This window comes from Geodermatophilus sp. SYSU D00700 (genome assembly GCF_054050255.1).
The window spans coordinates 35236-54106 of the sequence record NZ_JBJGZA010000025.1; the positions used below are offsets into that span (position 1 = coordinate 35236).

The 18871-nt window shown below is 74.5% G+C and carries 14 protein-coding genes and 1 pseudogene; 7 read left to right on the top strand and 8 right to left on the bottom strand.

Annotation, left to right across the window (positions count from 1 at the left end; genetic code table 11):
* Positions 1–40: 40 nt before the first annotated feature.
* From ACI79V_RS16955 to ACI79V_RS16965, 3 genes are read right to left on the bottom strand one after another with little or no spacing between them, the layout of a single operon-like run.
* On the bottom strand, positions 41–2209 hold the full coding sequence (locus ACI79V_RS16955; RefSeq protein ID WP_456891017.1) for a phage holin family protein: 2169 nt from the start codon (positions 2207–2209) through the stop codon (positions 41–43).
* The gene (locus ACI79V_RS16960) at positions 2206–2886 is read right to left on the bottom strand and encodes a DedA family protein (RefSeq protein ID WP_456891019.1); all 681 of its coding nucleotides are present in this window, start codon (positions 2884–2886) and stop codon (positions 2206–2208) included. The genes ACI79V_RS16955 and ACI79V_RS16960 overlap by 4 nt, the downstream gene beginning before the upstream one ends.
* Positions 2883–3692 carry an MBL fold metallo-hydrolase gene (locus ACI79V_RS16965; RefSeq protein ID WP_456891021.1) on the bottom strand — a complete coding sequence of 270 codons (810 nt, stop codon included), beginning with the start codon at positions 3690–3692 and terminating at the stop codon, positions 2883–2885. Before ACI79V_RS16965 ends, ACI79V_RS16960 begins: the two co-directional genes overlap by 4 nt.
* A 125-nt stretch (positions 3693–3817) precedes the next feature.
* On the opposite strand from ACI79V_RS16965, the gene ACI79V_RS16970 reads away from it, so the two are divergent.
* Positions 3818–4093 (top strand): hypothetical protein, encoded by a 276-nt coding sequence (locus ACI79V_RS16970; RefSeq protein WP_456891023.1) that lies wholly within the window; start codon positions 3818–3820, stop codon positions 4091–4093.
* Between the two features lie 39 nt (positions 4094–4132).
* On the opposite strand, the gene ACI79V_RS16975 is transcribed toward ACI79V_RS16970, so the two are convergent.
* The gene (locus ACI79V_RS16975; RefSeq protein ID WP_456891025.1) at positions 4133–4471 is read right to left on the bottom strand and encodes an ANTAR domain-containing response regulator; all 339 of its coding nucleotides are present in this window, start codon (positions 4469–4471) and stop codon (positions 4133–4135) included.
* Positions 4472–5074: 603 nt separating this feature from the next.
* Here ACI79V_RS16975 and glmS point away from each other — a divergent pair.
* The 5 genes and pseudogenes from glmS (at position 5075) to nrfD (ending at position 12856) form a co-directional block, all read left to right on the top strand.
* The gene (gene glmS, locus ACI79V_RS16980) at positions 5075–6874 is read left to right on the top strand and encodes a glutamine--fructose-6-phosphate transaminase (isomerizing) (RefSeq protein ID WP_456891027.1); all 1800 of its coding nucleotides are present in this window, start codon (positions 5075–5077) and stop codon (positions 6872–6874) included.
* A gap of 35 nt (positions 6875–6909) precedes the next feature.
* A complete protein-coding gene (locus ACI79V_RS16985; protein ID WP_456891029.1) occupies positions 6910–7386 on the top strand; it encodes an MmcQ/YjbR family DNA-binding protein in 477 nt (158 codons plus the stop codon).
* Positions 7387–7425: 39 nt separating this feature from the next.
* Positions 7426–10704, top strand: a pseudogene (fdh, locus tag ACI79V_RS16990) (formate dehydrogenase).
* The gene (locus ACI79V_RS16995; RefSeq protein WP_456891031.1) at positions 10704–11777 is read left to right on the top strand and encodes a 4Fe-4S dicluster domain-containing protein; all 1074 of its coding nucleotides are present in this window, start codon (positions 10704–10706) and stop codon (positions 11775–11777) included. The pseudogene fdh and the gene ACI79V_RS16995 overlap by 1 nt, the downstream one beginning before the upstream one ends.
* 5 nt (positions 11778–11782) lie before the next feature.
* Positions 11783–12856 (top strand): NrfD/PsrC family molybdoenzyme membrane anchor subunit, encoded by a 1074-nt coding sequence (gene nrfD / locus ACI79V_RS17000; RefSeq protein WP_456891034.1) that lies wholly within the window; start codon positions 11783–11785, stop codon positions 12854–12856.
* Positions 12857–12893: 37 nt separating this feature from the next.
* On the opposite strand, the gene ACI79V_RS17005 is transcribed toward nrfD, so the two are convergent.
* Together ACI79V_RS17005 and ACI79V_RS17010 are read right to left on the bottom strand one after the other, a co-directional pair.
* Positions 12894–13715, bottom strand: coding sequence for an SDR family oxidoreductase (locus ACI79V_RS17005; RefSeq protein ID WP_456891038.1), 822 nt, complete (start codon positions 13713–13715; stop codon positions 12894–12896).
* On the bottom strand, positions 13712–15781 hold the full coding sequence (locus ACI79V_RS17010; RefSeq protein ID WP_456891041.1) for a SpoIIE family protein phosphatase: 2070 nt from the start codon (positions 15779–15781) through the stop codon (positions 13712–13714). The genes ACI79V_RS17005 and ACI79V_RS17010 overlap by 4 nt, the downstream gene beginning before the upstream one ends.
* A 476-nt stretch (positions 15782–16257) precedes the next feature.
* On the opposite strand from ACI79V_RS17010, the gene ACI79V_RS17015 reads away from it, so the two are divergent.
* Positions 16258–16551 (top strand): hypothetical protein, encoded by a 294-nt coding sequence (locus tag ACI79V_RS17015; RefSeq protein WP_456891043.1) that lies wholly within the window; start codon positions 16258–16260, stop codon positions 16549–16551.
* Here the strand turns inward: ACI79V_RS17015 and ACI79V_RS17020 are convergent.
* Together ACI79V_RS17020 and galE are read right to left on the bottom strand one after the other, a co-directional pair.
* Positions 16517–17722 (bottom strand): glycoside hydrolase family 3 N-terminal domain-containing protein, encoded by a 1206-nt coding sequence (locus tag ACI79V_RS17020; protein ID WP_456891045.1) that lies wholly within the window; start codon positions 17720–17722, stop codon positions 16517–16519. The two genes, ACI79V_RS17015 and ACI79V_RS17020, sit on opposite strands and share 35 nt — an antisense overlap.
* A gap of 110 nt (positions 17723–17832) precedes the next feature.
* Positions 17833–18837, bottom strand: a complete 1005-nt coding sequence (gene galE / locus ACI79V_RS17025; protein WP_456891047.1) for a UDP-glucose 4-epimerase GalE — start codon at positions 18835–18837, stop codon at positions 17833–17835.
* Positions 18838–18871: the final 34 nt, after the last annotated feature.

Genomic DNA, 18871 nt, shown 5'->3' on the forward strand with positions numbered 1-18871 from the left:
TGTTCACGCACCCGTCGCCCGGCGTTCGGCGGCCGGTGGCTCAGGTGCGGCTGCGGTCGCCCTCGCGCAGCGCCGTGGGGCTCAGCGGGCCGACGGGCGCACCGGCGCCGTCGGGCTCGGGGTGGCCCAGCTCGGTGAGCCAGCCGCGCAGCACGCGGTGCAGGTGCTCGGCGCCGACGATCTCGCCGGGGGCCGACAGCCGCCGCGGGTGGGCGAGGAACCCGTGCTGCTGCGGGCCGCCGAGCCCCCCGTGCGAGCCCACGTGCGGCTCGAACGGCGAGGCCTCGTCGGTGTCGGGGTCGTAGCGGCTGTTGACCACCACGTCGGGGCAGTGCGGGAACCCCGAGACCCGCGCCACCAGCGCCGGCGCGTGCCCGCCGTAGGGCAGCAGGGGGTCCTCGCCGATCACCACGCCGGTGTCGAGCCGGTGCAGGCCGTCGCGGCCGAGCACGACCGGCCCGTGCTCGGTGGAGTGCACCAGCAGGAACCCGACGCCGGCGTGGTCGACCAGCGCGGGCAGCAGGTCCGGCCAGTGCCGCTCGATCTCCTCCAGCGGCACCCGGCCGGGCAGGTCGGCCAAGGAGATCCCCGCGGTGTGGCCGGAGACGACGACCACCACGCCGGGTGCCACCCGCGCGACCTGCCCCGGCCGGCCCGACGGTGTCCGGTGCCGGTGCTCGGTGGCCCCGGCGCTCTCCACCCGGTCGCGCAGCCGCCGGGCGATGAACCCCGGTCCCGACGCCGCCTCGGCGAGCGCGGAGGCGACCTGCCAGCCCTCGGCGGCGCGGCGGCTGTCCCGCGGCTCGGTCCCGCGGTGCCCTGGCGCGGGGGACCCGCCGCAGTGCCGGCCGACGAACGCCTCGATGGTCTCCCCGAACCGCTGCGCAAAGGCCTCGCCCTGGGTCTGGCCGTGGTCGGACAGCAGCACCAGGTGGTAGTCGCGGGGCGCGAGCTGGCCGGCGCGGGCCAGCCGGCCGATCTGCTGGTCGATGCTGCGCAGCACCTCCAGGGTGTCGAAGCGCTCGACGCCGCTGTGGTGGGCGACCTCGTCGTAGCCCAGGAAGTCGGCGTACACCACCGGCCGCCCGGCCAGCACGTCCTCCAGGATCGCCGCCACCACGATGTCGCGGGCGATGACCGTCGTGCCCGGCCGGGCCAGCGGGTAGACGCCTCCCCGGCTCACCCGCGGGCGGACGTCGGCGCGCCGCTGCCGGGCCGCGGCGGCGAGCTCCCGGTAGACGTCGACGAGCGAGACGCCCAGCGTGCGGACGGCGTTGACCGGGTTGGCGAAGTAGGCGTAGTAGCCCGCGCCCACCCGCTCCCGGCGCCGTCCGGCCCGTCGTGTGGTGACCAGCGGCAGCGAGCTCATGGTCAGGCTCACGTACGGCGCGTCGCCGCTGAACAGGTTGCCGCGGCTGGCGCCACCGCCGGCCAACAGCCCGCGGCCGTCGGAGTGCTGCCGCTCCACCTCCGCGGCGTCGGCCGGGTGCGACACCTGGACGACGTGGTCGCGGTCCTTCTCGTAGTACCGGAAGCCGACGATGTCGTGGTTGGAGCCGTGCAGGATGCCGCAGACCGCGGCGCCGGTCTGCGAGCTCCAGTCGGTGTGCCAGCCGGTCAGGGCGTGGCTGCCCGAGCGCAGCCAGGCGGCCAGGGTGGGCATCGACCCGTCGCGGACGGCGCGGCGGACGGTGTCGACGCCCAGGCCGTCGATCTGCAGGAACAGCACACCGGGCGGGAGCGGGGCGGCGGCCCCGGCCCCGGCGGCGCGGCGGCGGGCGCGGCGGAAGAAGAGCTCGTCCTCGTCGATCGCCAGCGCGCTGTTGACCACCGCCGTCACCGCGGCCATCGCCATGACGACGAGCACGGCGGTGCGCAGGTCGGCCACCCGGACCCCGGGGATGGCGAAGGAGACCGCCAGCACCGCCGCGCCCAGCAGCAGGAAGCTGCCCAGCCCCAGGGTGAACAGCGCCAGCGGCAGCGCCACCCGCATGACCAGCGGCCAGACCACCCCGGCGAGCACGCCGAGCAGCAGCGCGGCCAGCGGCGGCTGCCACCAGCTGCGCATCTCGAAGCCCTCGAGCCAGCGGTCGAGGGCGACGAGGGCGAGGGTGGTGAGCAGCCAGGTCAGCAGCACGCGGGCCGGCGCCCGGCCGCGGCCGAGCATGCGTCCGCCGGCGCCCGGGCCGCGGGCGGCCGCGCGGCTCACGGTGCGGGGCCGCAGGGGGTGGCGGAGGCGGGGGCCTCGTCCCCGGCGGGACCGTCGCCGGCCGGGGCGCCGGGCCCGTCGGCCGTGTGCCTGCGCCGGCGCGACTGGGCGACGTTGAGCACGGCGCCCACCAGCAGCACGAGCAGCGTGGCCACCAGCGTGGCGAGCAGCGGGTTGTCGAAGACACCGCCGCTGGCCACGCCGATGAGCGCGTAGGCGACCGCCCACAGCGTCGCGGCCAGCAGCGACGCCGGCAGCAGCCGCCGCCACGGGTACATCAGCGCCCCGGCGGCGAGCAGGACCGGGATGCGCCCGGCCGGCAGCAGCCGCCCGACGACGATGATCTGCCAGCCGTGCCGGCGGAACTGCCCGCGCACCTCCTCGATGCGGTCGGCGTGCTGGCCGCGCGCCACCCACCGCACCGCGGCAGGCCCGCCCCAGCGGCACACCGCGAAGGTGGCGACGTCGCCGGTCCAGGCGCCGAGCGTGGCCAGCAGGAGCACCAGCGCGATGTCCAGCTGCCCGGTGCTGACGGCGAGCGCGGCCGCGGCGCCGACGACGGCCCCGGTGGGGACGACCGGCACGACCGAGCCGAGCAGGACGCCGCCGAAGACGACGGGGTAGCCCAGGGACGAGCCGTCGGTCCAGCTCGCCGCGACCGTCCCGGCGGCGCTCACGGCGTCTCCGCGGCGGTGGGCAGGACGACCGGGTGCCCCGGTTCGGTGAGCGCGACCGTGGTCTCCAGGCCACGGGCGGCGACCGCGGCGGCGAACCGGCGCGGCGGCTCGACCAGCAGCCGCCGGTAGCGGCGGGACAACCCGGGCAGCGTCGTCGCGCCGGGGACGGCCAGGGTCCCCCAGTGCACGGGGACGGCGACCCGCGGGCGCACCCGGGCCACCGCCTCGGCGGCCCGGTGCGGATCGAGGTGGCCGGGGCCGAGGGTCGGGCCCCAGCCCCACACCGGCACCAGCGCGACGTCGACGCCGCGCCCGCCGACGTCCGCCATGCCCGGGAACAGGTCGGTGTCGCCGAGGGCGTAGACGGTCTGCCCGTCGCCCTCGACGAGGTGACCGACCGCCCGCGTGTCGGGCCCGTGCGTCAGCCGCGGGCCCCAGCGGTGGCCGCTGTGCCGCGCGGGGACGGCGGTGACCCGCAGCCCGTCGTGGGTCAGGGACTCGCCCGGGGCCAGCTCGTCGACCCACCGCAGGCCCCGCGACCGCAGCCACGCGCCGGCGCCCCGCGGCACCACGACGCGGACCCCCTCGCCGAGCAGCCGCAGCGACGGCAGGTGCAGGTGGTCGGCGTGCAGGTGGCTGACCAGCACGAGGTCCACCCCGGACCAGGCCGACCCGGGCGGCGGTGCGGCCACCCGCCGCAGCGGGCCGACGGCGCGGGTGAGCAGCGGATCGGTGAGCACCGTGCTGCCGGCCAGGTCCACGCGGACCGTCGAGTGACCGAGGTAGTGCAGCACCGGGTCGCCCACGGGCCAAGTATCGACCCAGGCGGCGACGGAACCGCAGCGTTTTCACCCCGCCGGAACCGGACGGTCCCGATCGCGGCGCGCCGTTCCGGGTGCGGCCGGGACGGATGCGTTCCACCATGATCGCCATGACCTCATCGGGGCACGGCCCTGGGGTACCGACGACGACGGCGGACACGTCCGGCGAGCTGCGCCGCATGGCGCTGCACCTGGAGACCGCCGCGGTCCTGGAGCTGCGCGCCCAGCGGACCACCGACCCCCGGCAGGTGGCCGTGCTGCGGCGCCGCGCCGAGCAGCGCCGGCAGGAGGCCGCCCGGCTCCGCGAGCGGCTGGCCGCCTGCGGGATGGCGCTCCCCACACCGGGGTGTCGACGGATCGTCGCCCGCGGTGTCCCGCCCACCTGACTCCCATACGGGGCGGGGTCGCTGCACGGCCCGTGGCGCTCAGCTGGGTGTGACCACCACCCCGTTCGTCCTGGCAGCGGCGCTGGCCACCTGCTGCCCCACCGGTTGAGCGGTGATCTCCGCGGCGACGTCCCGCACCTTGCGGCGGTGACGCTGCGCCAGGTCGTTGAGGCGGTCGTAGGCCTGTCCCTCGTCGATGCCACGCTCGTGCATGAGGAAACCCTTGGCCCGTTCGATCACCGCACGTGACGCCAGGGCCTCCCGCAGCTGTGCCACCTCCCGTCGCAGAGCGGCGACCTCCTCGTCGCGAGCGGCATCCGCCTCCTGCTCCAGCAGCCGGGTGACCTCTCTCCGGACCTCGTCCAGCATCCGCTGCATCGGAGGGACCCCCTCCTCGAGTGCCCGGAGCAGGTTCTCGGTACGGCGCAGCCCCTCGTGCCGGCTGGTCCGGTCCTGCCTGTTCGCCAACTCTTCTCCCCGCATGGCGCGTACTGTCGCGTAGCCACGCCACGTGGGACCAGACCTCCGGGCACGCCCCCGGCGACTCGCGCCACGGGAACGTGCTCCATGCCTCTCCGTACCCCTGGAGTCACTCAGACGGCCCGACGGATGTGGTGCAAGGGGCATGGCGACGCCCCTTACGCAGCAGGGTCCGGGCTGCTAGCTTTCCCGCCGCGCGGACCCCCAGACCTCGGACCGGTCCACGACGAACGACACTCCAGACGTGAGCGGGGGCGCAGAGGGGCGCACCGTTCGCCGAGGGGCCACGCCGTGCTCCCGACCACCCGGCCCGGGTAGTGCCGTCAGGCAGTGCTCCCGCGTCCCGGCCGCGGTCGGTGTCCCCGTCCTGCCCTCCGGCAACTCTGCCTGAGTGCCTCCACGACGTGGTCGACGGCGTCCCCTGGAGGCGCCGTGCCTCTCTTCCCATCCCGCGGGTCGCTGGCCGGTCCGCGGATCCGCCAGCATCGACGGAGGTCCACCATGTGCGGGATCGTCGCCTGTCGTCGCCCCCGGAGCGCGTCCGCCTACCTGGCGGACGGTCTCCGACGGCTCGAGTACCGCGGCTACGACTCAGCCGGCGTCGCACTGACCGGCATCGGTCAGGACGACATCCGGGTCATCCGGACGGTCGGCCGGGTGGCGACCCTGGGGCGGCTGCTCCAGACCGAGCGCCCACCGTCGGACCTGGGGACCGGCATCGGGCACACCCGCTGGGCGACGCACGGCGGCGTCTCCGAGGTGAACGCCCATCCGCACACCGACTGCACCGGCGCAGTGGCAGTGGTGCACAACGGCATCATCGACAACGCCCAGGGCCTGCGAGAGGAACTCGAGGCCCGTGGTCACGTGTTCTCCTCCGGTGTCGACAGCGAGGTCGTGGCGCACCTGGTCGAGGAGGGCATGGCGGACAGCGGGGCGTTGCCGGAGGCCGTGGTTGCCGCCGTCCGGTCCCTGCGGGGGACGTGGGCGCTCGCGGTGGTCGCCGGCCGGTCGGACGAGGTGGTGCTGGCCTCCCATCGGTCCCCGCTCGTCGTCGGCTCCGGTACCGAGGGCCACGTCGCCGCAAGCGATGCGACCGCGCTGGTCGGAACGGTCTCGTCGGTGAGCGTCCTGTGTGACGGCGACGTCGTCGTCCTGGGCGAGGAGGTCACCTGGCTGGACGCGGAGGCGCGGGTGCAGCCCGCCCGCCCGTCGGTCCGTCTCGAGTGGACCGCCGAGGACGTCGAGCGCGGCGCCTACGACGACTTCATGGAGAAGGAGATCGCGGAGCAACCGTCGGTGGTGTCCCACCTGCTCGAGCGAGTGCTGCCCGGTGTCGCCGACGGCGCCCTGTGGCACGACCTGGGCCTGCCCGCTCCCGGCCTGCTCCGCTTCGTCGCCTGCGGGTCCTCGCTCCACGCGGCCCAGGTGACGGCTCGCACCTTCGGTGCGCTGTCGGGCTGTCCTACCGAGATCGTCATCGCGTCGGAGTTCGACGAGGTGGTGACCCGGCCCGATCCGCGGACCCTACACGTGGCGATCTCCCAGTCCGGAGAGACCACCGACGTTCTGCACGCCCTCGAGGGCGTCCGGGGCCCGGTCCTGGCCATCACCAATCGGCCCGGCTCCACGCTGGCTCGCCGCAGCACCGCGGTCCTCGAGACCTGCTCGGGTCCCGAGATCGGCGTCGCGGCGACCAAGACCTTCACCTCCCAGGTGGTCGCAGGTGTGGCGTTGGCGCTCTCCCACGCCGCGGCCACCCGGGCGATGCCCCAGGCGCAGGTCGCCCGGCTGGGGCTGCGGCTCGGACAGCTCCCCGGACGGCTGGCAGCCGCACATAGCACTGCCTTCCCCGTGGCGACGGCCCTCGCCGAGGAACTTGCGGACGCGCGGTCGTTCTTCTTCGTTTCCCGGGGCGCCGGTCTCCCCTACGCCGCCGAGGGAGCGCTGAAGCTCAAGGAGATCACCTACCGCAACGCCGAGGCGCTGCCGGCCGGCGAGTTCAAGCACGGCCCCATCGCGCTGATCGAGGAAGGCACCCCCGTGCTCCTGATCGAGAGCGGGGACGTCGACCGGCTGGCGGGTGCGGCCGCCGAGCTCGCGTCCCGCGGGGCCCGGATCATCCGGATCGGCAGTGGCGGCACGGACACCTTCCCGGTGCTGCCGTCCGGCCCGGCCCCCGTCTGGGGTCCCCTGGAGGCGGTCCTCGCCCTCCAGCACCTCGCTCGCTGCATCGCGGTCGTCCTCGGGCGGGACGCGGACAAGCCGCGCAACCTCGCCAAGTCGGTGACCGTCCTCTGACCGTGAGGACTGCGGGTCGGTCCGGGACTCCTGCCGTGGCCACCTGGGCGGACGTGCGGCGCCTGGCCCTCGCGCTGCCCGGCACCTCCGAGGGCACCGCGTGGGGCTCGCCGGCCTGGAAGGTCCGCGACCGGACGTTCGTGTGGGAGCGGCCGCTGCGCCGCGCCGACCTCGAGCACCTCGGCGACACCGCACCCGTGGGCCCGGTGCTCGGGGCCGCGGTCGCCGACGAGGGCGTCAAGCAGGCGCTGGTCGCCGACGACCCCGCCGTCTACCTGACGACGCCGCACTTCGACGGCTACGCGGCGGTCCTCGTCCGGCTCGACGCCATCGACGTCGGCGAGCTCGCCGAGCTGGTCACCGAGGCGTGGCTGGCCAAGGCGCCGCGCCGGCTGGCCCGCGAGCACCTCGCCGGCGGGTGTCCCGACCCCGGAGGGCACGCCTCCTCCGTGCACTTCCGCGGAAGTGCACGGAGGAGCGGACGATCCCGTCCGGCACCGGCCGGTCCGTAGAACGCGCCGGATCCGGCGCGTGGTGGCACAGTCGACGCCGTGAAGACCTGGCTCGACGCCTGGCCGGTGTTCCGGCAGCTGACCGGCCCCGATCCGCTCGGCCGCGGCCTGTCCGCGCGGAGCAGGGCGACGGAGAGCGTGGTGAGCCGCACGGCCACCGCCGACCGCGTCGTCCAGAGCGTCTGCCCGTACTGCTCGGTGGGCTGCGCGCAGCGGGTGTACGTCAAGGACGAGCAGGTCGTCCAGATCGAGGGCGACCCCGACTCGCCGGTCAACCGCGGCCGGCTGTGCCCGAAGGGCAGCGCCAGCAAGTCGCTGGTCACCAGCCCGACCCGGGTCACGAAGGTCCGCTACCGCCGTCCGTACGGGACGGAGTGGGAGGACCTCGACCTCGACACGGCGATGGAGATGATCGCCGACCGCGTCCTCGCCGCCCGCCGGGAGTACTGGCAGGACGAGTGCGACGGCAAGCGGGTCAACCGCACCATGGGGATAGCGAGCCTCGGAGGGGCAGCCCTCGACAACGAGGAGAACTACCTCATGAAGAAGCTCTACAGCGCCCTGGGCGCGATCCAGATCGAGAACCAGGCCCGCATATAGCACTCCGCCACGGTGCCCGGTCTGGGTGCCTCGTTCGGTCGTGGCGGTGCCACGAACCCCCAGCAGGACCTGGTGAACTCCGACTGCATCGTCATCGAGGGTTCGAACATGGCCGAGTGCCACCCGGTCGCCTTCCAGTGGGTGACCGAGGCCAAGGCCCGCGGCGCGAAGGTCATCCACGTCGACCCGCGCTTCACCCGCACCAGCGCGATCGCGGACCTGCACGTGCCGCTGCGCGCCGGCAGCGACATCGTCTTCCTCGGCGCGCTGGTCAACCACGTGCTGAGCAACGACCTGTTCTTCCGCGACTACGTCGTCGCCTACACCAACGCGGCGTCGATCATCCGCGAGGACTTCCAGGACACCGAGGACCTCGACGGCCTGTTCTCCGGGTGGGACCCCGACGCGAAGCAGTACGACCAGGCGAGTTGGCAGTACGAGTACGAGGAGTCCCCCGGCGACGGCGTCGCCGAGGACGACCCCGCCGGCGCGGCCGAGCAGGAGCGGCTGTCCCAGCAGGAGTCGGTCAAGGAGGCCGACCAGGCCCAGGCCGCCGGGTCCGGCGGCCCGCCGCTGCGCGGCCGGGCCAAGCGGGACGAGACCCTGCAGCACCCGCGCTGCGTCTTCCAGGTCCTCAAGCGGCACTTCGCCCGGTACACGCCGGAGATGGTCGCCGAGGTCTGCGGCGTCGAGCCGGAGGCCTTCCTGAAGGTCGCCGAGTGGATCACCGCCAACAGCGGCCGGGAGCGGACGACGGCCTTCGTCTACTCCGTGGGCTGGACCCAGCACACGGTGGGCGCGCAGTACATCCGGACGGCGTCGATCCTGCAGGCGCTGCTGGGCAACATGGGGCGCCCGGGCGGCGGGATCCTGGCGCTGCGCGGGCACGCGAGCATCCAGGGGTCCACCGACATCCCGACGCTGTACAACCTGCTGCCCGGCTACCTGCCGATGCCGCACGCCGTCCAGCACCAGTCGCTCGACGACTACTGCGCCGACGCGGCCGGCACCGGCGGCTTCTGGGGCAACAAGCGCGCCTACATGGTCAGCCTGCTCAAGGCCTGGTGGGGCGACGCGGCGCAGCCGGAGAACGACTTCTGCTTCGACCACGTCCCCAAGATCACCGGCGACCACAGCAGCTACCGGACCGTGGCCGACATGGTCGAGGGCAAGGTCGCCGGCTACTTCCTCGCCGGGGAGAACCCCACGGTCGGGCACGCCAACGGCCGGATGCAGCGGTTCGGGCTGGCCAACCTCGAGTGGCTCGTCGTCCGCGACCTGCAGATGATCGAGTCGGCGAGCTTCTGGCAGACCGCGCCCGAGATCGAGACCGGCGAGCTGGTCACCGAGGAGATCCCGACCGAGGTCTTCTTCATGCCCGCGGCCTCGCACGTGGAGAAGGACGGCACCTTCACCCAGACCCAGCGGATGCTGCAGTGGCGGTTCAAGGCGATCGAGCCGCCGGGTGACTGCCGCAGCGACCTGTGGTTCTACTACCACCTCGGCCGGATCCTGCGGGAGCGGCTGAAGGACTCCACCGACCCCCGTGACCGGCCGCTGCTGGACCTGACCTGGGACTACCCGCTGCACGGGGGGACCCAGGACCCCAGCGCCGACGCCGTGCTGCGCGAGATCAACGGCGTGGGCCCCGACGGCCGGGCGCTGTCGGGCTACCTGGAGCTGGAGGACGACGGGTCGACGACGTCGGGCTGCTGGATCTACTCCGGCGTCTACGCCGACGAGGTCAACCAGGCGGCGCGCAAGCGGCCTGGCCGCGAGCAGGGCCAGGTGGCCTCGGAGTGGGGCTGGTCCTGGCCCTACAACCGCCGCGTCCTCTACAACCGCGCCTCCGCCGACCCCGACGGCAAGCCGTGGAGCGAGCGCAAGAAGTACGTGTGGTGGGACGCCGAGGCCGGCCGCTGGACGAGCACCGGCGACGCCGTCGACTTCGAGGCCACCAAGCCGCCGGACTACGTGCCCCCGCCGGGGGCCAAGGCGCAGGCGGCGCTGTCGGGTCAGGACCCGTTCGTCATGCAGAGCGACGGCAAGGCGTGGCTGTTCGCGCCGAAGGGCGTCGTCGACGGGCCGCTGCCGACGCACTACGAGCCGGCGGAGTCCCCGGTGGAGAACGTCCTCTACCCGGTGCAGGGCAACCCGACGACGGAGCACATCCAGGCTCCGTACAACCGGGAGGCCCCCTCGACGGGCGACGTGTTCCCGTACTCGGTGACCACCTACCGGCTCACCGAGCACCACACGGCCGGCGCCATGAGTCGCACGCTGCCCTACCTGTCGGAGCTGCAGCCGGAGTTCTTCGTCGAGGTGTCGCCGGAGCTGGCCGCCGAGCGGGGGCTGGAGAACGGCGGCTGGGCCACGGTCATCAGCCCGCGGGCGGCCATCGAGGCCCGGGTGCTGGTCACCGAGCGGATCCGCCCGCTGCGCACCCGCGGCGGCAAGGTGGTGCACCAGATCGGCGCGCCCTACCACTGGGGCGAGGTCGGCATCTCCACCGGCGACTCGGCCAACGACCTGCTCCCGGTGGTGATGGACCCCAACACCCACATCCAGGAGAGCAAGGCCTCGACGGTGGACATCCGTCCCGGTCGGCGGCCGCGGGGACCGGAGCTCACCGAGCTCCTCGAGGAGTACCGGAGCCGGGCGGGCATCGCCTCGGGCCGGATGCCGGTCGGCGGCCGCGTGGCCGTGGAGGGGACCTGATGACGACGGTGAGCTCGGCGAGCCCGGCCTTCACGGGCAAGGACCCGCAGAACCGGCTGTTCGGGCCGCTGCCCGACGTGCAGGGCGAGGCGGGGTACGACACCGACCACCCGGCGCGGGTCGGCTTCTTCACCGACACCTCGGTGTGCATCGGCTGCAAGGCCTGCGAGGTGGCGTGCAAGGAGTGGAACACGCTGCCGATGGACGACTCCTACGGCGTCCGCGACACCCTCGGCCTGTCCGGCATGTCCTACGACAACACCGGCCAGCTCGGCGCCAACACCTGGCGGCACGTGGCCTTCATCGAGCAGGTGCGCACCGTCGACCTGCCGATGCCGACCGTCGGGCCGCCCCCGGCCGCCGCGGCCGGCCGCCGCGACGGGATCGTCGACGCGCCGGACGAGGCCGAGCCCGGCGACAGCGTGGTCACCGCCCAGACCAGCGTGCTCAACGCCGAGGCCCTGAGCGAGTACGACCCGCAGACCTCGCAGTCCGGCGACCGGGAGGTCCGCTGGCTGATGGCGTCGGACGTCTGCAAGCACTGCACGCACGCCGGCTGCCTCGACGTCTGTCCGACCGGTGCGCTGTTCCGCACCGAGTTCGGCACGGTCGTCGTGCAGGGCGACATCTGCAACGGCTGCGGCTACTGCGTGCCCTCCTGCCCGTACGGGGTGATCAACCAGCGCAAGGGCGACGGCCGGGTCTTCAAGTGCACGATGTGCTACGACCGGCTGACCGACGGCCTGCAGCCGGCCTGCGCGACCGCCTGCCCGACGCAGTCGATCCAGTTCGGCAACCTCGACGAGCTGCAGGCCCGCGCCGACGCCCGGCTGGAGACGCTCAAGCGGCAGGGCGTGGAGTCCGCCCGGCTCTACGGGCGGGACGAGGACGACGGCGTCGGCGGCAACGGCGCGTTCTTCCTCCTCCTCGACGAGCCCGAGGTCTACGGCCTGCCGCCGGACCCGGTCGTGACCACCCGCGACCTGCCCGCGATGTGGCGGTCGGCGGCCGCGGCCGCGGCGATGATGGTCGGGGTCGCACTGTCGGCCGTCCTCGGCTCGCGGCGGCGGTGACCGGCGTGACCGAGGGCCTCACGACGCCGGGCGCCGGGTGGCGGCGGGCCGGCGGGTCCGACGTCGCCGGAGACGGTGTGCGCGCGTACGGCACCGGCCGGCGCAAGGGCGGTCGCCGAGGCGGCCGGAAGGGGCGCGGCGGCGAGGTCCCGATGGTGGAGGAGGCCGAGTTCACCTCCTACTACGGCCGCCCCATCATCAAGCCGCCGGTGTGGAAGAGCCCCGACGTGCCGCTGTACCTCTTCCTCGGGGGCGCCGCGGGCTCGTCTGCCATCCTCGGCGCGCTCGCCGACCTGAGCGGCCGGCCGGCGCTGACCCGGGTCTCCCGGCTGACCGCCGGCGGCGGGTCGATCCTGTCGGTGGTCTTCCTCGTCCACGACCTCGGGCGGCCCGAGCGGTTCCTGCACATGCTGCGGGTCATCAAGCCGACCTCGCCGCTGTCGATCGGCTCCTACATCCTGGCGCCGTTCAGCGCGGCGGCCGGGGCCACGGCCGCGGTGGAGCTGCTCGGCTGGTTCCCCCGGCTCAAGCGGTTCGGTGGCGCGGTGGCCGCGCTCTTCGGCGGGCCGCTGGCCACCTACACCGGGGTGCTGCTGGCCAACACCGCGGTGCCGTCGTGGCACGCGCCGCACCGGGAACTGCCGTTCGTGTTCGGCGGGTCGGCGATGGCCGCGGGCGGCGGCGTCACGATGGTGTTCACCCCCGTGGCCGAGGCCGGCCCGTCGCGGAAGATGGCCGTGACCGGGGCGGCCATCGAGCTCGCCGTGGTGCACCGGGTGGAGAACGGCCACGGCGTCGTCAGCGAGCCCTTCCACACCGGGCGGGCCGGGACGCTGCTGCGGGCGGCCAAGGCCTGCACCGCCGCTGGGGCGGGGCTGACCGTCGTCGCCGGGCGCTCGCGGCCCGGCGCGGTCGTCTCCGGGCTGCTGCTGGCGACCGGGTCGCTGCTCACCCGCTTCGGCGTCTTCGAGGCCGGCATGGCGAGTGCGAAGGACCCGAAGTACACCGTCGTCCCGCAGCGCGAGCGGATCGCCGCCCGGGCGGCGCAGAACGGACACGCCTCAACCGTCTCCCGCTGACGCTCGAGCTCTGCACACACGTGTGTGCAGAGCTCGACTACGCGCGGAGGTGGTCGGCGAAGGTCCGCGGCGGGCGGCCCAACAGCGCGGCGAGCACCCGCGGGCTGCCGGTGAACCCGTGCGCCCGGTACTCGACGAACATCGCCCGCAGGCAGCGCCGCGCGTAGCTGCCGTCGTCGTCCGGCGGGTCGGCGTCGACGGCGGTCACCTCGCGCCCCAGGTGCGTGGTGAGCAGCGCGGCGACGTCGGGCGCGGTGAGCTCCTCGGGGCCGGCCGTCTCGAACGTGCCGCTGTCGAGGCCGTCCTCGGTGAGCAGCACGGCGGCGGCCTCGGCGACGTCGCGCAGGTCGACGAACGACTGCGCCCGCTCCAGTCCCCACGGGCTGCGCAGCTGCCCCGAGCGCGCGGCGGCGGTGACGGCGGCGTCGAGGTTGTCGGCGTAGGCGCACGGCTGCAGCACCCGCCAGCGCGCACCGGTGCCCGCGACGGCGCCGTCGAGCGCCTCCTCGACCCGGTCCTTGGCGGCGTGGTGCGGCATCGACCGCGCCTGCGGGCGCAGCACCGAGTGGTACACCAGCCGGCCGACCCCGGCGCGGGCGGCGGCGCGCAGCACCGCCGGGGCGGCGTCCTGCTCGCGCGGGTCGAAGTTCGGCCACACCAGGTACAGCGCATCGGCGCCGGCCAGCGCGGGGGAGACGTCACCGGCCAGGTCCCCGACCACGACCTCCGCGCCGAGCGCGTCGAGCTCCGGCCGGGGGCCGGGCGTGGCGACGACGGCGCGCACTCGTTCCCCCCGGTCGCGCAGGGCGCGCACGACCGCGGTGCCGGTGGGGCCGCCCGCGGCGGTCACGACGATCACCGGGCCGACCCCGCCGGGCGCGGCCGGTCCTGCGGGTGCAGCCGGACCGCGACCAGGGCGACGTCGTCGTCGGGCCGGCCGTCGACCATGCGCTCGACGAGCAGGTCGCACAGCTCCGGCAGCGGGCGGTCGGACAGCCCGGCCAGCGTCTCGACGAGCCGGGCCTGACCGGCGTCGAGGTCCTCGTCGCGCCGCTCGACCAGGCCGTCGGTGTAGAGCAGGACCGTGGCGCCCCGGTCGAGGCGGACCACCGACTCCCGCCGTCCGCGGGCGGGGTCGACCCCGAGGAGCATGTCCGCGCGGTCCCCGGCGAGGACGGTGACCGCGCCGTCGGGGCCGAGCACCACCGGCGGCGGGTGCCCGGCGTTGGACCAGCGCAGCCGGGTGGTCCCGTCGCCGACCTCCTCGGGGGTCTGCTCCAGCCGCGCGACGGCGGCGGTGGCCAGCGTCGGCAGCCGCAGCAGGGCCATGGACCGGTCGAGGCCGCACAGGACGTCGGCCGGCCCGGCGCCGGTGCCGATCGCGATGCCGCGCAGCAGGCTGCGCAGCTGCCCCATCGTGGCGGCGGCCGCGGTGTCGTGACCGGCGACGTCGCCGATGACCAGCACCGTCGCCCCGCCGGGGGTGAGGAAGGCGTCGTACCAGTCGCCGCCGACCGCGGCCGCCTCGGCGGCCGGGAGGTAGCGGACGACGATCTCGGCGTGGTCGGGCTCCGGGGGCGCGGTGAGCATGGAGCGCTGCAGCTCCAGGGCGAGCTGCCGCTGGGTGCCGTAGAGGCGCGCGTTGTCCAGCGCCATGCCCAGCCGGTCGGCGACGTCGCGCAGCGTCGCGACCTCCTGGTCGGTCGGGACCCGGTCGCCGGTGTAGAGCAGGGAGACCAGGCCCAGCGGGCGGTCCCGGCCGCGCAGCGGGAGGGCCAGGGCGGCGCTGGGCCGCAGGGCGGTCAGGAGCTCGCGGGGCTCGCCGGCGGGCGTGGTGGCCACCGCCTCGTGGCCGGGGAGGTGCAGCACCTCTCCCCGGGAGATGGTGCGGGTCACCGCCGGGAGGGAGGTCAGCGAGGACAGCCGTGACCGGGCGTAGCGCTCGAGCAGGTCGCGCTGCTCCTCGTCGGCGTGCCAGGTGCTCACCGACCGGCCGTGCCCGTGCTCGTCGAGGACGCTGACGATGCAGGCGTCGGCCAGTACCGGGACCACCAGCCGCGGCACCTGCCCGGTGGCGACCTCGGCGTCGAGGGACCCGGCCAGCTCGGTGCTGACCCGGGCCACCGTCGTCACGCGCTCCGCGGCGCGGCGGAGCTCCTCCTGGGCCCGGACCCGCTCGGTGACCTCGAGGAAGTAGACTGACAGCCCCTCGGCCGTCGGCCAGGTGCGCACCTCGTACCAGCCGTCGAGCGGTGCCGGGTAGTAGGCGTCGAAGGTCACCGGCTCCCCGGTGGCGGCCGCGCGGCGGTAGGCCTGCTCGAACGCCGAGCCGCGGGCCGCCGGGAAGGCCTCCCAGATCACCTGGCCGACCAGCTCGTCCCGGGAGCGGCCGAGCATGCGCTCGGCCTCGGCGTTGACGTGCGCGAAGCGCCAGTCGGGGGTCAGCGCGTAGAAGCCGGCCGGCATCGCCTCGAGGACACGGGCCACGCCGAGCTGGTCGGTGACGTCGGAGGCCGCGCCCAGCAGCCGGGTGGCGACGCCCGTCGCGTCGCCCAGCGCGCGGCCACGGGCGGAGATCCACCGGGTGCTGCCGCCGGGGAGCCGGACCCGGTAGAGCGCGTCGAAGCCACCGCAGGTGTCGATGGCGCGCTGGACGGCCGCGGCGACGTCGTCCCGGTCGTCGGGGTGGACCCGGGCGGTGAAGGTGTCGACGGCGCGTCCGGTGCGGGTGCCGTCGTCCCCGAACACCCCGGCCAGCCGCTGGTCGCGCTCCAGCACCCCGCTGACGAGGTCCCAGTCGAAGGTGCCGATGCCGGCGGCCTCCATGGCGAGTTCGGCGCGCAGCGCCGTCGCGATCTCGTCGACGTGCCGCTGCGCCTGCCGCGTGTCCGCACCGAGCGGATCCGGCCCTGCTGAGTCCTCCACTGCGCCTTCCTGCTCCGCCTGTCCGGGGGTGCCCGCCCGGTGGTTGGAGACGCGCTCGACGAGTTTGTCTATCCCACGGGTCCGTCGTGCGCAACAGATCGGGTTGACGTCACCATCCGGGGACGCAGCGTGATTGTTGATCGTGTCCCCGGTAGCGTCGACGGGCAGCGCGGGGGCCGGGACGACGGCTGGGGGACACGTGCCGTGGTGGGGATGGGCGCTCCTGGCGTGGGCCGCCCTCGCACTGTCGCTGGGCCTCGTCCTCGGCAGGATGATCCGGACGGCGGAACGCCGGGAGCGTGGCGACGACGGCTCCGACGCGGACGAGGAGGAGGACGGTCCCCTCGTCGAGGGGCCGGATCTGGCGAGGTGGTGACCTCCGGCCCGATCGCCGCACGATGCCGGGGCCCGGCTCGGATCACCTGACCGGGTAGGTCTGCGCGGCGTCCCCGCGTGACGCGGCTACCGTGCTGCTGGTGTCTCGCTGGACCTGTGCCGTCGTCGTGGGCGTGGTGCTGTCCGGCTTCACCTTCCTGCTCCTCACCGGCGAGTATGTGAGCGAGGGCCCCATCCTGGTGCGAGTGGTACCGGATCACGGCCTGCACCTGGGGGACGTGTTCGTCCTCGCCGGGTGGGCGGTGGCGATGGCGCTGCTGGTGGTCCTGGTGCGGACGCACAGGCGACCGGCCGGCGACGGGAGCCCGCCTCGGAACGCTGCACGCGACCCGTCGGGCGTCAGTCCAGAAGTCCCGCCCGGGCCTTGGCGGTGAGCGCCGTGCGCACGGCGGCGTCGACGATGGTGGCGAACGTCGGATCGGCCTCCGCGCGGGCGAGGACGGCGTCGACCATCTCCGGGTAGACGTCCTCGGTCACGGTGAGCACGAGGGTGCCGCCGGCCTCGAGGAAGCGGACTGCCCGGTCGCCCGGTGGGACGTCCTGGAAGGCGGCGGCCGCGCCGACGTCGTCGGTGATGACCACGCCGTCGAAGCCGAGGAAGCCGCGCAGCAGCGTGGTGATCACCTGCCGCGAGAAGGTGGCCGGCGCGTTCGGGTCCAACTGCGGGTAGGTGGCCGACGACACCATGACGAACGGGTCGGCCTCGGCGCGGGCGAGCTCGCCGAAGGCCGCCACCTGTTCGCTGTCGGCGGTGGTGACGGGGTCGCTGACACCGGCGGCCTCGTCGGTGTTCCGGTCGACCAGGCCCAGGCCGGGGAAGTGCTTGACGGTGGCGGTGACGTCGTGGGCAGCCAGTCCGTCGACGACGGCCTGCACGTCGGGGACGGCCTCCGCGGCCGTGGCGGCGTACTGCCGCCCGAAGGCGCCGATCGGGTCGTTGGCGGCCTCGGTGCCGGCCGGGACGACATCGGCGACCGGCGCGAGGTCGAGGTTGACCCCGGCCGCCGCCAGCGAGGCGCCGAGGCGGTCGGCCAGCGCGGCCAGCTCCTCGGGAGGCAGCCGCCCCTGGTCGATGGCCGGTGGCAGCCGCTCGAAGCCGGGGCCCTTCAGCGCCTGCACCGCGCCGCCCTCCTGGTCGACGGCGATCCACGGCCGGGGGCCGGGAGCCGACTCCACCCAGCGGCCGGTGACGGCAGCGAGATCGACGGCCGGTGCCTGCGAGCGGCCGGCGAGGAAGAGCCCGCCCACTCCGTCGGACACCAGCGCGTCGCCAGGGGAGAGGTCGTCGAGCTCCACGCCGACGACGAAGAGCTGGGCGACCTCGGCGCGGCGGTCGAGGTCGGCGAGCGCGGCGTCGACCTGCGCCTCCACCGGGTCGGCCGACGTCGGCGCTGCGGTGCTGCGGGGTGCGGTGCTGCTGTGCGCCGCCGCGCTGCTGGTGGGCCCGGCACCGGACTCCGGCGACCCGGAGCAGGAGGTCAGGCTCAGGCCGAGGAGCGCGCTGAGGAGGGCCCGGCGGATCCGAGCGGCGGCAGGGGATCGCATCGAACTCCCGAGGTGTGGACGGCAGTCCCCAGTGTGCCCAGGCTGACGCCATCCCGGTGTGACACGGACCGGTCTGCGAGCCGTGTCGGCGTACTGCCTCGGGTGCAGCGCTACACGCGGTCCAGCGGAGCCGCGCCCTCGCGACCGCGCAGGTGGAGCCAGCCCTCCCACGCGGACCTGACCATGTCAGCGACCTCCCACTGTGCACGCCACCCGAGGGCGTCCTCGATCGTGTCTGCCGACGCGACCACCCGCGGCGGGTCACCCGGACGGCGGGGCTCCACCAGGGGCTCGGCCCAGCTCTCCTCGGTCGTGCCGGTCACCGAACGGATCAGGCTGATCATCTCGCGAACGGAGACCCCCTCCCCCCGGCCGATGTTGGCGGTGAGCGCGCCCACCCGGCCCTCCTCGAGGCCACGAGCGGCAGCCACGTGTGCGGAGGCGATGTCAGCGACGTGCACGAAGTCCCTGATGCACGTTCCGTCGGGCGTCTCGTAGTCGTCGCCGAAGATCCGGGGCGGGACCCGCTGGGTCAGCCGCTCGAAGACCATGGGTACGAGGTTGGAGACGCCTCTGTCGGTCAGCGCTCGGTCGGCTGTGCCGGCCACGTTGAAGTAGCGCAGGTTCGCGAACCGAAGGCCACTCGCCGCGGCGACGTCGGTCACCATCCGCTCACCGATCAGCTTCGTCGTCCCATAGGGGTTGATCGGCTGGCAGGGCGTCTCCTCCCGCACCAGGTCCACGTCCGGGCTCCCGTAGACGGCCGCACTCGACGAGAACACGAAGGCGCCGACCCCCACGTCCGTCGCGGCCTCCAGCAGCACCCGCAGGCCCTCGACGTTCTGGTGGTAGTAGAAGAGCGGACGGCGCACCGACTCCTCGACCTGCTTCTTGGCGGCGACGTGCACGATGCCACGGACGTCGCGCTGGCGCAGGATCCGCGTGACCAGGCCGCCGTCGAGGACGGAGCCCTCGAAGAACGGCACGTCGGGGAGCCGGGAGGCATCGCCGGTCGAGAGGTCGTCCAGGACCACGACCTGCATGCCGGCATCCAGCATCGCCCGGGTGATGTGCGAGCCGATGTATCCGGCACCTCCGGTGACCAGCCACGTCATGCCCGCAGCGTAGCCATGCAGACCCCTCGGCCGA